Source organism: Methylorubrum pseudosasae, from assembly GCF_029504475.1.
Taxonomy (GTDB): Bacteria; Pseudomonadota; Alphaproteobacteria; order Rhizobiales; family Beijerinckiaceae; genus Methylobacterium; species Methylobacterium extorquens.
Genome location: NZ_JAQGDU010000002.1, coordinates 3,997,104 through 4,011,419 on the forward strand (window position 1 = coordinate 3,997,104; position 14,316 = coordinate 4,011,419).

13 protein-coding genes are annotated in these 14,316 nt (G+C 67.4%); 8 read left to right on the plus strand and 5 right to left on the minus strand.

Going from position 1 to position 14,316, the window contains the following annotated elements; translation table 11 throughout:
* Positions 1-69: 69 nt before the first annotated feature.
* Together M2437_RS19815 and M2437_RS19820 are read right to left on the minus strand one after the other, a co-directional pair.
* Complete coding sequence (locus tag M2437_RS19815) at positions 70-549, minus strand: DUF2852 domain-containing protein (protein WP_253389650.1); 480 nt, start codon at positions 547-549, stop codon at positions 70-72.
* A gap of 167 nt (positions 550-716) precedes the next feature.
* Entirely contained in the window at positions 717-1,343 is a 627-nt protein-coding gene (locus M2437_RS19820; RefSeq protein ID WP_253388458.1) for a TetR/AcrR family transcriptional regulator, read from the minus strand.
* Positions 1,344-1,568: 225 nt separating this feature from the next.
* Here M2437_RS19820 and zigA point away from each other — a divergent pair, with 225 nt between their 5' ends.
* The 3 genes from zigA to speG all read left to right on the plus strand — a co-directional run bounded on the left by zigA (position 1,569) and on the right by speG (position 3,833).
* The gene (gene zigA / locus M2437_RS19825; RefSeq protein WP_253388459.1) at positions 1,569-2,789 is read left to right on the plus strand and encodes a zinc metallochaperone GTPase ZigA; all 1,221 of its coding nucleotides are present in this window, start codon (positions 1,569-1,571) and stop codon (positions 2,787-2,789) included.
* A 118-nt stretch (positions 2,790-2,907) separates the two neighbouring features.
* Complete coding sequence (locus tag M2437_RS19830) at positions 2,908-3,201, plus strand: hypothetical protein (RefSeq protein ID WP_253388460.1); 294 nt, start codon at positions 2,908-2,910, stop codon at positions 3,199-3,201.
* A gap of 83 nt (positions 3,202-3,284) precedes the next feature.
* Positions 3,285-3,833 (plus strand): spermidine N1-acetyltransferase, encoded by a 549-nt coding sequence (gene speG, locus M2437_RS19835; protein ID WP_012254078.1) that lies wholly within the window; start codon positions 3,285-3,287, stop codon positions 3,831-3,833.
* A 63-nt stretch (positions 3,834-3,896) separates the two neighbouring features.
* Here speG and M2437_RS19840 read toward each other — a convergent pair whose 3' ends face one another.
* Positions 3,897-4,310: a hypothetical protein gene (locus tag M2437_RS19840; protein WP_003598945.1), complete on the minus strand. Its 414-nt coding sequence runs from the start codon at positions 4,308-4,310 to the stop codon at positions 3,897-3,899.
* Positions 4,311-4,423: 113 nt separating this feature from the next.
* On the minus strand, positions 4,424-5,260 hold the full coding sequence (locus tag M2437_RS19845) for a hypothetical protein (RefSeq protein ID WP_253388461.1): 837 nt from the start codon (positions 5,258-5,260) through the stop codon (positions 4,424-4,426).
* Positions 5,261-5,626: 366 nt separating this feature from the next.
* Between M2437_RS19845 and M2437_RS19850 the strand changes: the two genes are divergently transcribed.
* Entirely contained in the window at positions 5,627-6,661 is a 1,035-nt protein-coding gene (locus tag M2437_RS19850) for an aspartate-semialdehyde dehydrogenase (protein WP_253388462.1), read from the plus strand.
* 327 nt (positions 6,662-6,988) lie between these two features.
* Here M2437_RS19850 and M2437_RS19855 read toward each other — a convergent pair whose 3' ends face one another.
* The gene (locus tag M2437_RS19855) at positions 6,989-7,642 is read right to left on the minus strand and encodes a CatB-related O-acetyltransferase (protein WP_253388463.1); all 654 of its coding nucleotides are present in this window, start codon (positions 7,640-7,642) and stop codon (positions 6,989-6,991) included.
* A 265-nt stretch (positions 7,643-7,907) separates the two neighbouring features.
* Between M2437_RS19855 and rimP the strand changes: the two genes are divergently transcribed.
* The 4 genes from rimP (at position 7,908) to infB (ending at position 14,233) form a co-directional block, all read left to right on the plus strand.
* Positions 7,908-8,663, plus strand: a complete 756-nt coding sequence (rimP, locus tag M2437_RS19860; protein WP_056504333.1) for a ribosome maturation factor RimP — start codon at positions 7,908-7,910, stop codon at positions 8,661-8,663.
* 113 nt (positions 8,664-8,776) lie between these two features.
* The gene (nusA, locus tag M2437_RS19865) at positions 8,777-10,414 is read left to right on the plus strand and encodes a transcription termination factor NusA (protein ID WP_253388464.1); all 1,638 of its coding nucleotides are present in this window, start codon (positions 8,777-8,779) and stop codon (positions 10,412-10,414) included.
* A gap of 41 nt (positions 10,415-10,455) precedes the next feature.
* Positions 10,456-11,199, plus strand: a complete 744-nt coding sequence (locus tag M2437_RS19870; RefSeq protein WP_015951189.1) for an RNA-binding protein — start codon at positions 10,456-10,458, stop codon at positions 11,197-11,199.
* A 64-nt stretch (positions 11,200-11,263) separates the two neighbouring features.
* Complete coding sequence (gene infB / locus M2437_RS19875; protein WP_253388465.1) at positions 11,264-14,233, plus strand: translation initiation factor IF-2; 2,970 nt, start codon at positions 11,264-11,266, stop codon at positions 14,231-14,233.
* Positions 14,234-14,316: the final 83 nt, after the last annotated feature.

Genomic DNA, 14,316 nt, shown 5'->3' on the forward strand with positions numbered 1-14,316 from the left:
ACAAAGGGCCCCCCGCCTGCCGGCGGGGGGCCCTTCACTGGAGCAGCGATCGGTCGAGAAGCGGAAAGATCAGGCTTCGATGGTCGGGCCACCGCCCTCGGAGCGGCGCTTGGCCATGAAGGCGTCGAACTGCTCGCGGTCTTTCGCCCGCTTCAGCTCCTCGACGAAGTCGGTGAAGGCGCGGCTCTCTTCCTGAAGCGCACGGCGACGTGCTTCCAGGCGCTCAAGTTCGGCCCGACGATACTCCTCGAAGGCCCAGTTGCCGGATGTGGCGCTGGTGCCGGAATACCCCTTCGCCGCCGCGAAAGCGCGGCCGAAGCGCGACCGGCCCTCGCCGCCCGCGAAGTTGAAGCTGCCGCTGTTGGCGAACTCCTTCATCTGGCTGAAGGCGGGATAGCCCGCGATCTTCCAGGCAACGTAAGCGGCGGCGACCGGCCACCAGTAGATGAACGCGACGACGATCGCCCCGATTTCGAGGGAACGTCTGGGAAAAGGACCGCTGCGGTGAGACGCGCCGCAGGACCAGGGAGAGGTGGAGGACGTGTTCACGGCTGAGGACTCCGGGGTGTGAATGTGAACAACATTTACATGCGGACCCGCCTCGACCGTTTCAAGGGTGCGGCCAGTAAACAGCACGGCCATCGAGCGAGAGCGATCAGCCCAGATTTTGCCGGCCTCGGGCGTCGGCCCTGCTTTGGCGGCGCGAAAGCTCGGCCCTAAACTCTGTCCTTCGCCCGCCCGCCGGCGCCGTGGACCAGCGCGAGAACGCCCGCGCGCAGCAATTCGTACTTGTCCGGCCCGGGCTTCGGCAGCTGGCCGGCAGCCGACAGCGTGGCGATGCCGTGCGAGAGCGCCCAAACCTCAAATGCGAGGAAGCGCGGGTCAACGCCGTCGAAACCGTCGGGGAAGGTCGTGCGGAGGGCTTCGACCAGAAGGTCGAATGGATTCGGCCGCTCAGGGGCGGGTGCCGGCGCTGCCTGACCGCGCACTTCGAAGATCGCCGCGTAGTAGCCCGGCTCCTCCTCGGCAAAGGCGAGATAGGCTTCACCCATGCGGGTGAACCGCTCCAGCGGCGTGCCACGGCCCGCTAGCGCCCGCGCCAGTCGGTCGGCGAGGTCGGCGAAGCCGCGGCCCGCCACTTCCTCCAACAGAGCCTCGCGCCCGCGGAAATGGCGATAGAGCGCCGCGGGCGTTACCCCGACCAAGCGGGCGGCATCGACCAGCGTGAAGCCACCGATGCCCCGCTCGGCGATGAAGCGGCGCGCAGCCTCAATCAACGCCTCTTTGAGGTTGCCGTGATGGTAGCTGCGCCGGTCGCCCGGTCCCTCGCGCCAGGGTCGCACCCGTTCACCCTCCTTCGTGCAAACCGAATGCGTGCGGTTGCAACCGATGAAACACCGCATTGGTCCCGCGGCGCGAGCGCGGTGCGTCCGCCTCGGTGCCGCCCCGGCCTTTTCTCCCGAGACGGTCCATGAGTCGACCGTCTTTTCCGCTCATCCGACTTGACGGCTCGACGCGTTTGCAATGTTATAAAGTAACATTTTAAGCCTCGCCTTCGCGGATGAATCATGTCTGAGACCCCCTCTCGCCTCCCCGTCACCGTGCTGTCGGGCTTCCTCGGTGCCGGCAAGACGAGTTTGCTCAATCACGTTCTCAACAATCGCGAGGGTCGGCGCGTCGCGGTGATCGTCAACGACATGAGCGAGGTGAACATCGATGCCGACCTTGTCCGTGGCGGTGGAGCGGATCTGTCGCGCATGGACGAGCGGCTCGTGGAAATGACCAACGGCTGCATCTGCTGCACCCTGCGCGACGACCTGCTGGCCGAGGTTCGCCGCCTCGCCGCCGAGGGCCGCTTCGATTACCTGCTGATCGAGGGCACGGGCATCGCCGAGCCGCTGCCGGTGGCGAGCACCTTCTCCTCCCGCGACGAGGCCGGCGAAGCGCTCAGCGACGTGGCGCGACTCGACACGATGGTGACCGTGGTCGATGCGGTGAACCTCCTGAAGGATTACGGCTCGAACGACTTCCTGCGCCAGCGCGGCGAGACCGCGGGCGCTGACGACACCCGCACCCTGGTCGATCTGCTGGTGGAGCAGATCGAGTTTGCCGACGTCGTCGTGATCAATAAGGCGCGCGACGTCTCGCCGGATCATCTCGACCTCGTGCGCTCGGTGGTGCGGGGGCTCAACGCGGATGCGCGCATCATTGAGGCGTCCCACGGCCAAGTGCCGCCGGACGCCATCCTCGATACCGGGCTGTTCGACGAGGAAAAGGCGCAAGAGCACCCGCTCTGGTTCAAGGAACTCTACGGCGCGCACGAGCATGTGCCGGAGACCGAGGAGTACGGCATCCACTCCTTCGTGTACCGGGCGCGCCGACCGCTCGATCCGCAAAAGTTCCAGGCGTTCGCCAACACGACTTGGCCGGGCCTGATCCGGGCGAAAGGCCATTTCTGGCTCGTGACCCGGCCGGAATGGGTCGGTGAATTTTCGCTGGCCGGTGCCGTCGCGCATATCGGCGCGATGGGGTTCTGGTGGGCGGCGGTGCCGCGCCAGCGCTGGCCCGACGAAGAGGTTTTCCGCGAGCGCCTTCACACGGTCTGGTGCGAGGTCTGGGGGGACCGCCGCCAGGAACTCGTCTTCATCGGCCGGGGCATGGACCGGGACGCGATCACCGATGCGCTCGATGCCTGCCTCGTCGGTCCGGCGGAGGTCCGGCGCTTCGATGCGGAGGCCTATCGCGACCTGCCCGATCCTTTCCCGGCCTGGCGCAGGGCGGCGGCCTAGAGCCGTATCCGACCTGATTGCATCAGGCCGGTGTCTCTAGGCCATTGTTGTGACGCGCTTTCTTTCGCCGAACCGGCGTCCATTTCGGCGGAAAGCGCTCTAAGCGGAGGAGCGCGGGATGGGCTTCATCAGCCTGAAGGATTGGCGTGCCCGCTCGGCCGGGCTGGCGCAGGCGGCCTCGCGCGCCAAGACAGTGCTTCACCCGGCCTTCGGCCTGAGCGAGGCGGATGCCCTGTCGGTCAACGAGATCGCCTGCCCCGATCCCGGCTGCCCCGATGTCGAGACGGTGGTTCTGGTGATGCGGGCCGGCGAGCCGACGCGGGCCTTGCGCTTCCGGGGCCCGCTCGATGACCTGGACGAGGCCGCCGCCCGCGTCTTAGCTTCGGAGGAAGCCGGGCTTCGCGCGCTGTAAAGCCGGCTTTCATCATTCCGTCTTGGTCGGCGTGGGAGTAGGCCAGGGGCCAAAACCGATTCCGCCCTGGCCCGAGTCCGGACATGACTATCAAGCTACGACCGCTGGAGCGCGAAGACCTCCTCTTCGTGCATCAGCTCAACAACAATGACAGCATCATGCGCTACTGGTTCGAGGAGGCTTACGAGTCCTTCGCCGAACTGGCGCAGCTCTACGAGCGCAACATTCACAATCAGACCGAGCGGCGCTTCATCATCGCGACGGAGCGTGGCGAGCCCGCGGGCATGGTGGAGTTGGTGGAGATCAACCATCTGCACCGCCGCTGCGAGTTCCAGATCGCGATCCACCCCGACCATCAGGGGAAGGGCTACGCCAAACGCGCGACCCGCATCGCCATCGACTACGCGTTCAAGGTGCTCAACATCCACAAGCTCTACCTGCATGTGGACAAGGACAACAAACGCGCGGCCGGCATCTATGAGAGCTGCGGCTTCCGCCCCGAGGGCATTCTCAGGGACGAGTTCTTCGTCAACGGCCGCTACCGCGACGCGGTGCGCATGTGCCTGTTCCAGCCCCATTATCTGGCCGAGCGCGGCGCGGGCGACGTCGCCGAGCCGGTGCTCAAGACCTGACGCCCTCGAAACGAAAACGGGCCCCGAAGGGCCCGCTCCATCCGTCGCTGAGACGAGTAATTCTTACCGGTACGGGTTGCCGTAGCGCGCCACGTAGGAGGTCGGGTCGATCGCGTCGACGGCCGAGAAATCGACATTGCGGATCGCCGTCGAGCGCGCGCCGATGAACGGGCCGTTGGTGATCGGATCGGGCAGCACACCACGACCGTAACGGTCGGTCGGGCCGTAGGGCGGCAACAGTGCGTTCGAGGCAGCGATGAAAGCCGGGTTGGTCGCCGGGTTCGCCACCGAGCCGTTGCCGGGCTCAACCACATTGCCGGCATCGAGCCAGGAGCGCGGACGGATGCGGATCGGAAGCGGCTGGCTCACACGCACATAGCCGGGGTTACCGTAGGGGCCCTGGGCCTCAGCACTGGTTCCGAAGCCGATCGCGGTGAGGGTCATGGCGCCCAACAGGGCGAGCTTGGAAAAGCGCATGGCGTACCTTGTCGTGTGAGAGCCTACGGTACGGGCCGTTCGTTAAGAATCCCGCTTGTTGCAGAGTAGACGTTCTGGCGTGGCCGTTGTTCCGCGAATATGGCCGCGCTTCATCATTTTCGCCGCGTTTTTGCCGTATTGTTTTTCGTCGGCGCCTCGGCGACGGCGATTGAGCCGGTGCTGTCGCCCGGCACCGCTGCGGCCTCTTCGATCCGGCAGGCGCTCGCACCGGTCAGGGCATCCGCGCCGAGCGCAGCAGTCACACGACCGGCCAGCGTGATTCGGTCGATGGCGCAGGCGACGGAGCGGGGTTCCGGCGCCTGGCCGAGGATGCCGCACAGCCAGCCGTCGATCGCCACCGCTTTCAGGTCGAGGCTGCGAAAGCCGGTGCAACTGCGCTTGCCCGCCGCCGACAGCGTCGCCTCGACGGTCTCGAAACTGCCGAGGCTGGTCGCGACGATGCCGCGCTCTCCGGTGCGGATGACGGAGAGGCCGCGCCCGTCGGCCGCCCGGCGCACCAGCGTCACGAATAGGCTGGTACCGGGCTCAGCTCGGCCGCCCGCATCGGTGGCCGTGAGGAGGAGGTAGGGCGCCTCAATCATGTCGAACGCGCCCTGGCTCACGCTGTCCTCACGCTGTCCGTTGCCGGAATTCCACCGCGTCGGTCCGGGCTGGGGCGGCAACTCGGCCGCGTCGTCCCGCAACGTCAGCAGCGGTTCCGTCGCGGCCATCGCCCGGCGCGCGCCCTCGGCGGCCCGCGGCGGTTCGCTCCAAGACTGCGGCGGCTCGGGCGCCACGGCCCGATCGCGGGCGACCAGGGAAAGCCCGGCGATCAGGGCCGCGCTGGCCGCGAGCTTGGCCGCCAGCCGCAGGTGGCCGAGGGGACGGGGACGGGGCAGATCCTGGAAATCGTCGGATCTGTCGAAGGCGTCGTCCGGATGGGGGAGCATGCGCAGGCCTTAATCGGGTCCGCGGGGCCGCAAAGGCCCTCGCCGTTGCCCGATCTCTGCCCCGGCGCCCGCCACCAGCGGGTTGAGGAAACACGGCCTGTCCTCGGATTCCTCGTCCGATGGTGAATGCCGGGTTGCCGCGCGGACCATCCTGTCACGTCTGCGCAGCCACGGCCGGCAGCTGCCCCTTGACAGGGGAGCACTCCGGGCATCTTGCTCCGGGTGCTTTGAGAGCCCACCTCGACGAACCGGGGCGGGTTCTTCAGCCTATGGAATCTTCCCGAACCTAGGCCCGAGCGGTGCGTCCGCCGGCTACGGGAAGAGGCGGTCCGGTGACATCCGGCCCGCGCAGCGGAGTTTGGTGAGATGGGTTACAAGGTCGCCGTCGTCGGAGCCACGGGCAATGTGGGCCGCGAGATTCTCGACATCCTGGCCGAGCGCGCCTTCCCGGCCGACGAGGTCGTGGCGCTGGCCTCCAGCCGGAGCCTGGGCCAGGAAGTCTCTTTCGGCGACAAGATTCTCAAGGTCAAAACGCTCGACACCTACGACTTCTCCGACACCGACATCTGCCTGATGTCGGCCGGTGGCGAGACGTCGAAGGAGTGGAGCCCGCGCATCGGTAGCCAAGGCTGCGTGGTGATCGATAACTCGTCGGCGTTCCGCTACGACGCCGATGTGCCGCTGATCGTGCCGGAGGTGAATGCCGACGCGGTCGTGGGCTTCTCCAAGCGCAACATCATCGCCAACCCGAACTGCTCGACCGCACAGCTCGTCGTCGCGCTCAAGCCGCTCCACGAGGTGGCCACCATCAAGCGCGTCGTGGTCTCGACCTATCAGTCCGTTTCCGGCGCCGGGAAGGAGGCGATGGACGAGCTGTTCAGCCAGACCCGCGCCGTCTTCACCGCCGGCGAGGTGGTGACGAAGAAGTTCACCAAGCGGATCGCCTTCAACGTCATCCCCCACATCGATGTGTTCATGGAGGATGGCTACACGAAGGAAGAGTGGAAGATGGTCGCCGAGACCAAGAAGATGCTCGATCCCAAGATCAAGCTCACGGCGACCGCGGTGCGGGTGCCGGTCTTCATCGGCCATGCCGAGTCGGTCAATGTCGAGTTCGAGCGCCCGATCTCGCCGGAGCAGGCGACTGAGATCCTGCGTGCGGCGCCGGGCGTGCTCGTGATCGATAAGCGCGAGAACGGCGGCTACATGACTCCGCACGAGGCGGCGGGCGAGGATGCCACCTACATCTCCCGCATCCGCGAGGACGCCACGATCGAGAACGGCCTGAACTTCTGGTGCGTCTCGGACAACCTGCGCAAGGGCGCGGCGCTCAACGCCGTGCAGATCGCCGAGGTGCTGGTGAACCGCAAGCTGCTGAACAAGGCCAAGCAGGCCGCCTAGCCTTTCACGGCCCTGACCATTTCGAAACGCCGTCCCTGACCGGGGCGGCGTTTTCGTTTGGGCGATCGTCCGAAGCGGGAGCACGATCCACGACGTCGAGCGCGTGTTTTTCTAACATATGTAAGAAACAATCGGATGTTAAAGGCGGCCCATACCCGCTTCCGACCTCTGCCAAATGGCCAACCGTCCGACAAAGCGCCCGATGCGTCTCTCATTGCGGGAGGTCGTGCTCTTCGTCCTGCTGCTCGCTTGGATCGCGGCGGTTCTGGCCACCGAGCACGGGCCGATAAAGCTGACGCCGCCCCTGGTCCCCTACGGCACCACCGATCAGCCGTCCCGCGCCACCGCTTCGAGTGCGGCGATGTCGCCGCCGCCGATCAGCGGCAGGTGAGCCGTGATCCGCTCGATCGGCCAATCCCACCACGCCACCGCCTGCAGTCGTGCGGCGTCCTGTTCCGAGAAGCGGCGGCGGACAACCTTTGCGGGGTTGCCGGCAACGATCGCGTAGGGCGGGACGTCCGCCGCTACCACCGAATGCGCCGCGACCACCGCGCCGTCGCCGATCGTGATGCCCGGCATCACGGTGCTCCGATATCCAAGCCAGACATCGTTGCCGATGCGCGTGTCGCCGCGATTCGGGAAGTTCAGCTCGCCCGCGAAGCGGCCGATCCAGTCGCCGCCGAAGATCGGGAAGGGGTAGGTCGAAAGCCCGTCGAGGCGGTGGTTGCCGCCGTTCATCAGGAAGCGCGTGCCCGCGGCGAGGGCGCAGAACTTCCCGATCACGAGCCGGTCGCCGAGGAAGGGAAAGTGGTAGAGGATCGCGTCGAGAAAGGCCTGTGGGCCCGCCGGATCGTCGTAATACGTATAGGCTCCCACCTCGACATTCTCCGGCAGGTCGAGGCTGCGGATGAAGGTCACGCGGCTGTGCCCGGCCATCGGGTGCAGAGCATCCGGATCCGGTCCGATCCTCGGTGGCTGCATGCTCCCTCCCCTCTCGCGTGCGGACGAGGCGGTGTTTGCAGCCGGAGATGGCCGGATCGCGGCATGGGAGGCCGGGGATCGCGCTTCGAAACGCTTGAATTCGCCACGCAGCGGGGTTAAGTCACGGCTCAACATTTCTGGTGCAGTCGATAGGCTGCTTGCGGGAGTGGGCCCCCCGGGGTCCGCTCTTTTTTATTTTCGCGAGCACCTCCAGCGCTGGATTTGCCAAGCTCAACCCCGATCGAGACTTTCGGAAAATCACAGCATGGCGGAGCCTACCGAGAAACGTCTTGTCAGCGAGACCGGCGTCGCCGCGCGCGTCGCCCAGATCGTCGAGGGACCGATCGAGGGCCTCGGCTTCCGACTGGTCCGGGTGAAGATCTCGAACACCAACGGCCGCACCGTGCAGATCATGGCCGAACGGCCCGACGGCACGATGGGCGTCGACGAGTGCGAGGCGGTGAGCCGCGCGATCTCGCCGATCCTTGATCTCGAGGACCCGGTCGGCGACGCCTACTATCTCGAAGTCTCGTCGCCCGGCATCGACCGGCCCCTGGTGCGCGTTTCCGATTTCGAGCGCTGGGCCGGTTACGAGGCGAAGGTCGAGCTTGCCGTGCCGATGGACGGGCGCAAGCGATTCCGCGGCATCATTGGGGTTCCGAGCGCGGACGGCACCACGGTGCCGATCGATCTGCCCGACGTGAAGCCGGGCCTTCCGAGCCGCATCGATGTGCCGCTTCGTGATCTCGGCGAGGCGCATCTCGTTCTGACGGACGAGCTGATTCGCGAATCGCTCCGCCGTGGCTCTGCCCCGCCGCAGGACGGCGAAGAGGGCGACGAGGAAGAGGGCGCGGAAGCCGAGCACGAGGCGCCGCAGGTCCGCTTCATCCCGCAGCCGAAGCGGCCCAAGCCCAAGGTGGACAAGAAGTCCGACAAGCCGGTGAAGGCGAAGAAGCCCAAGCCCGGCGGCGGCATCGTCACGAAGGCCGCCCGCCTCAAGAACCGCGACACGCTTCACTGATTCCGCGGCATCGCTTCGAGCGGCCGGTACCGGCGCCGTCGCGATGCAAGAAGACCTTGAGAATAAGTCCGCTCTCGCAGCGGAAGACACGACCGAAGGAAGGACCAGACCCCATGGCTGTCGTCAGCGCCAATCGGCTCGAACTCCTGCAGATCGCCGAGGCGGTCGCCCGCGAGAAGGTGATCGACCGCCAGATCGTCATCGAGGCGATGGAAGAGGCGATCGCGAAGGCGGCCCGCTCCCGCTACGGCGCCGAGACCGACGTTCACGCCGAGATCGACACGAAGAGCGGCGCGCTGCGCCTGTCCCGCCACCTGCTTGTGGTCGATCAGGTCGAGAACGACGCCCGTGAGATCACCCTCGATCAGGCCCGCCGCTACAATCCCGGCGCCCTCATTGGCGACGTGATCTCCGATACCCTGCCGCCGTTCGATTTCGGCCGCGTCGCGGCGCAGTCGGCCAAGCAGGTCATCGTCCAGAAGGTGCGCGACGCCGAGCGCGCCCGCCAGTACGACGAGTACAAGGACCGGATCGGCGAGATCCTCAACGGCGTGGTGAAGCGCGTCGAGTACGGCAACGTCATCGTCGATCTTGGCCGCGGCGAGGGCATCGTCCGCCGCGACGAGATGATCCCGCGCGAGACCTTCCGCCCCGGCGACCGCATCCGCGCCTACCTGTTCGACGTGCGCTCTGAGGTGCGCGGGCCGCAGATCTTCCTGTCGCGCTCGCACCCGCAATTCATGGCCAAGCTGTTCGGCCAGGAAGTGCCGGAGATCTACGACGGCATCGTCGAGGTGAAGGCGGTCGCCCGCGATCCCGGCTCGCGCGCCAAGATCGCCGTCATCTCCCGCGATTCTTCGATCGACCCGGTCGGCGCCTGCGTCGGTATGCGCGGCTCCCGCGTCCAGGCGGTGGTCGGCGAGCTTCAGGGCGAGAAGATCGACATCATTCCGTGGTCGGAAGATCAGGCGACCTTCATCGTCAACGCGCTGCAGCCGGCTGAGGTCGTCAAGGTGGTGCTCGATGAGGAGGCCGACCGCATCGAGGTGGTGGTGCCCGACGACCAGCTCTCGCTGGCGATCGGCCGCCGCGGCCAGAACGTGCGGCTGGCCTCGCAGCTCACCGGCTGGGACATCGACATCCTGACCGAGGCCGAGGAATCCGAGCGGCGCCAGAAGGAATTCGCGGAGCGCACGCAGGCGTTCATGGAAGCGCTCGACGTGGACGAGACGGTTGGCCAGTTGCTGGCCGCCGAAGGCTTCCGCAACGTCGAGGAAATCGCCTTCGTCGATGTCGCCGAACTCTCCAACATCCAGGGTCTCGACGAGGAGACCGGCGCCGAGATCCAGGCCCGCGCCCAGGATTACCTTGCCCGCATCGAGCAGGAGCAGGACGACCGCCGCCGCGAACTCGGCGTCGAGGACGAACTGCGCGAGATCGACGGCATCACCACCGCGATGATGGTGGCGCTGGGCGAGAACGAGGTGAAGACCGTCGAAGACCTCGCCGGCTGCGCCACCGACGATCTCGTCGGCTACACCGAAGGCCGCGGCCCCGAGGCCGTGCGCCATGCCGGCTATCTCGACGGTTTCGAGCTGTCGCGGGCCGAGGCCGAGGCGCTGATCATGGCCGCCCGTCTGAAGGCCGGCTGGATCGACGCGCTGCCGGAGCCGGAAGGTGAGGCCGCTGAGGGCGACGCCCAGGACGGCAAGGCAACCGAGGAAGCAACGGCCGAGCCGCAGCAGGCTTGAGCCGGAGGCGCGGGGACACATACGGAGATACGGTGCAGGATATGATCGCGCAGGGGGGCACGGACGGCGAATCGGCCGAGACCGGCCCGGATCTCGACCGTGGCCCGGGCCGCGGCCGGGAGCCTGTGCGCACCTGCATCGTCACCCGTAAGGCTCAGTCGCCCTCGGCGATGATCCGCTTCGTGCTGGGGCCCGACGCCACGGTGGTGCCGGATCTGCGCGCACGCCTGCCGGGTCGCGGTGCGTGGGTGACTGCCACCCGCGCGACGATCGAAGCTGCGGTCAAGCGCCGTGCCTTCAACCGCGCCTTCAAGTCCAACGAGGCGAAGGTCCCGCCCGATCTCGCCGATCAGGTCGCCGAGGGTCTCCGCACCGATCTGCGTCAGGCCTTGGCCATGGCCAACAAGGCCGGCTGTGTCGTGACCGGCTTCGGCAAGGTCGAGTCGGCGATTCTCGGAGCGGTCGGCGTCGCGGCCGTGATTCACGCCAGCGATGCCGCTCCGGACGGTCGGCGCAAGCTCGCAGCTGCCTTGCGGCGGCGCTACGGCGATGCCATATCGGTTATTCCCGTTGTCGATGACCTGTCCAACACCGAATTGGACATGGCATTGGGCCGGGATCATGTGATACACGCTGCCCTTATCGCGGGAGCCGGCACTACCGGCTATCTCGCGCGTTGGCGTCGGTTCCGCACCTTCGAGGGTATGGCGTCGGCGTCTGAAGAGGACGCCCCGCTTGCTGCTGGCGCGACCGCCTTCGATTCGCACGACGACGAATTGACATGACACTCGGCCGGGCATGCCCGCCGCCGGCCGATGGGACGATGGAAACCCTCAGGGTTCAGACTGAATGAGCGATACGAACAATCCGGGTGACAAGACGCAGACCAGAGCCCCCTCGAAGCCGTTGACGGTCAAGCGTCCGGTCGAGCAGGGAACGGTCCGTCAGAGCTTCTCCCACGGGCGGTCGAAGTCCGTCGTGGTCGAGACGGTGAAGCGGCGTACGATCGGCGCCGCGCCCGGAGCGGTCGCGCCCCGTGAGCCCGTCACCGCGCCTCCGCCGCGTCCTGCCTCCGTGGCGCCCGCGCCGACGCCGGCCGCGCGTCCGGCCGGCCGAAGCGCCTCTGGCGTCGTGCTGCGTACCCTGAGCGAGCAGGAGCGGGATGCCCGCGCTGCCGCCCTGGCCGATGCGCAGCGTCGCGAGGCCGAGGCCCGCGCCCGTGCCGAGGCTGAGATCCAGGCCCGCCGCGACCGTGAGGAAGCCGAGCGCCGTGAGCGTGAGGCTGCCGAGGCACGCCGTCGCGAAGAGGATGAGCGGCGCCGTCAGGAAGACGAACTCCGCCGCAAGGCCGCCGAGGATTCGCGTCGCCGCGCCGAGGAAGAGGCTGCGCGCGTCGCCGCCCTGCCCGCCGCTGAGGCCCCGCCCGCTGCTGCCGCTGCCGCGGCACCAGAGCCGGTTGCAGCTTCTGCGCCGGCCCCGACCGCAGCCCCGGTTGCGCGTCCGGCCCCCGCGGCCACCGCACGTCCCGCTGCCGCTCCGTCGGCCGCGCGTCCGAGTGGTGCGGCCCAGCGTCCGGCCGCGTCCGGCGCCCGCCCCGGTGTCCGTCCGGCACCGTCGGCTGCCCGTCCGGCTGCGCCGCAGCCGCCGGCCGAGCCGCGCCGTACCATCACGGCGGATATCAAGAAGCCGCGCGACCTGAACTTCATGGCGCGCCCGGCCCCGGCGCCGGAGCCTGAGAAGGCGCCGACCCCGACCACCGCCGCCCGCCCCGCGGGTGCGGGCGCCGCTGCGCGTCCCGCCGGTCGTCCCGGCGCCGCCGCGGCCGAGGAGGAGTCGGATACCAAGCGGGTGATTCGTCGCCCCGGTATGCCGCTCAAGATCATTACGCCGCCCAAGACGCCGAAGTCGCCGGGCGGTGACCGTAACCGTGGCCGCCTCACCATCGCCAACGCAACTGCGGGCGAGGAAGAGCGCACTCGTTCCGTGGCCTCCTTCCGCCGCCGCCAGCAGCGGATGAGCGGGCATCGGCACGAGGAGCCCAAGGAGAAAATCGTCCGCGACGTGACAATTCCAGAGACGATCACCATCCAAGAACTCGCCAACCGCATGTCCGAACGTGCGGTGGACGTCATCCGTCTGCTGATGAAGCAGGGCCAGATCCACAAGATCACCGACGTGATCGATTCGGATACGGCTCAGCTCATCGCCGAGGAGATGGGCCACACGGTCCGCCGCGTCGCCGAGTCGGACGTCGAGGAAGGTCTGACCTCGGACGAGCCGGATCTGGAGGAGGATCTGGATCCGCGTCCGCCGGTCGTCACGATCATGGGTCACGTCGATCACGGCAAGACCTCGCTGCTCGACGCGATCCGTGCGGCCAACGTGGTCGAGGGTGAGGCCGGTGGCATCACCCAGCATATCGGTGCCTATCAGGTGGCGGCGCCCTCGGGCGATCTCGTGACCTTCATCGACACCCCCGGCCACGCGGCCTTCACCTCCATGCGCGCCCGTGGCGCCAAGGTGACGGACATTGTCGTGATCGTGGTGGCGGCCGATGACGGCGTGATGCCCCAGACTGTCGAGGCGATTCAGCACGCCAAGGCGGCGGGCGTCCCGATGATCATCGCCATCAACAAGATCGACAAGCCCGATGCGAACCCGCAGCGGGTGCGCACCGAGCTGCTGCAGCACGACATCCAAGTGGAATCGATGGGCGGTGAGACCCTCGAGTTCGAGGTCTCCGCCAAGACCGGTGAGGGTCTGCCCGAGCTTCTCGAGGGCCTTCAGCTCCAGGCCGAGATCCTGAACCTGCGCGCCAACGAGAAGCGCGACGGCGAAGGCACCGTGATCGAAGCTCAGCTTGACCGTGGTCGCGGCCCTGTCGCCACCGTGCTCGTGCAGCGCGGCACCCTGTTCACCGGCGACATCGTCGTCGCTGGCGCCGAGTGGGGCCGCATCCGCGCCCTCATCGACGACACCGGAAAGCACGTGCCCTATGCCGGCCCTTCGGTCCCGGTCGAGGTGCTTGGCTTCAACGGTACGCCGGATGCCGGCGATCGCGTGATCGTGGTGCCGAACGAGGCCCGCGCCCGCGAGGTCACCGAGTACCGGGCCCGCATCAAGCGCGAGCGTCTGAACGCCCGCACCGGCGGCGCCAACCGCTCGCTCGTCGACATGATGCGCGAGGCCAAGGAAGGCGCGAACCGCAAGGAACTGCCGATCATCATCAAGGGTGACGTGCAGGGTTCGGTCGAGGCCATCAACGGCGCACTCACGGCACTCGGCAACGACGAGGTCGGCGTTCGCATCCTGCTCTCGGGCGTGGGCGGCATCACCGAGTCGGACATCACGCTCGCCAACGCCTCGAAGGCAGTGGTGATCGGCTTCAACGTGCGCGCCCACAAGGAAGCACGCAACGCGGCCGAGCGCGACGGCACCGAGATCCGCTACTACAGCATCATCTACGACCTCGTGGACGACATCAAAGCCACGCTGTCGGGCATGCTGCCGCCGACGCTTCGCGAGGAGCGTCTCGGCGAGGCGCAGATCTTGCAGATTTTCGACGTGTCGAAGGTCGGCAAGATCGCCGGTTGCCGGGTCATGGAGGGTGTGGTCCAGCGCGGCGCCCACGTCCGCCTGCTGCGCAACGACGTGGTGATCCACGAGGGCAAGCTGTCTCAGCTCAAGCGCCTCAAGGACGACGCGAAGGAAGTCACTGCCGGCTACGAGTGCGGTATGTCCTTCCAGAACTACCAGGACATGCGCGTCGGCGATTTCATCGAGTGCTTCAACGTCGAGGAAATCAAGCGCACGCTCTGAGCGGCCCTCCCCTACCGCTCTTCCTTACGGGGCCGCGGCGAAAGCTGCGGCCCCCTTTGTTTCCAGGCACCCGCCTGATGGTT

What these genes read in the sequence shown, in the direction of transcription:
- zigA (WP_253388459.1), top strand. Translation starts at nt 1,569, where the DNA reads ATGTCTGAGACCCCCTCTCGCCTCCCCGTCACCGTGCTGTCGGGCTTC.
- M2437_RS19830 (WP_253388460.1), top strand. Translation starts at nt 2,908, where the DNA reads ATGGGCTTCATCAGCCTGAAGGATTGGCGTGCCCGCTCGGCCGGGCTG.
- speG (WP_012254078.1), top strand. Translation starts at nt 3,285, where the DNA reads ATGACTATCAAGCTACGACCGCTGGAGCGCGAAGACCTCCTCTTCGTG.
- M2437_RS19840 (WP_003598945.1), bottom strand. Translation starts at nt 4,310, where the DNA reads ATGCGCTTTTCCAAGCTCGCCCTGTTGGGCGCCATGACCCTCACCGCG.
- M2437_RS19845 (WP_253388461.1), bottom strand. Translation starts at nt 5,260, where the DNA reads ATGCTCCCCCATCCGGACGACGCCTTCGACAGATCCGACGATTTCCAG.
- M2437_RS19850 (WP_253388462.1), top strand. Translation starts at nt 5,627, where the DNA reads ATGGGTTACAAGGTCGCCGTCGTCGGAGCCACGGGCAATGTGGGCCGC.
- M2437_RS19855 (WP_253388463.1), bottom strand. Translation starts at nt 7,642, where the DNA reads ATGCAGCCACCGAGGATCGGACCGGATCCGGATGCTCTGCACCCGATG.
- rimP (WP_056504333.1), top strand. Translation starts at nt 7,908, where the DNA reads ATGGCGGAGCCTACCGAGAAACGTCTTGTCAGCGAGACCGGCGTCGCC.
- nusA (WP_253388464.1), top strand. Translation starts at nt 8,777, where the DNA reads ATGGCTGTCGTCAGCGCCAATCGGCTCGAACTCCTGCAGATCGCCGAG.
- M2437_RS19870 (WP_015951189.1), top strand. Translation starts at nt 10,456, where the DNA reads ATGATCGCGCAGGGGGGCACGGACGGCGAATCGGCCGAGACCGGCCCG.
- infB (WP_253388465.1), top strand. Translation starts at nt 11,264, where the DNA reads ATGAGCGATACGAACAATCCGGGTGACAAGACGCAGACCAGAGCCCCC.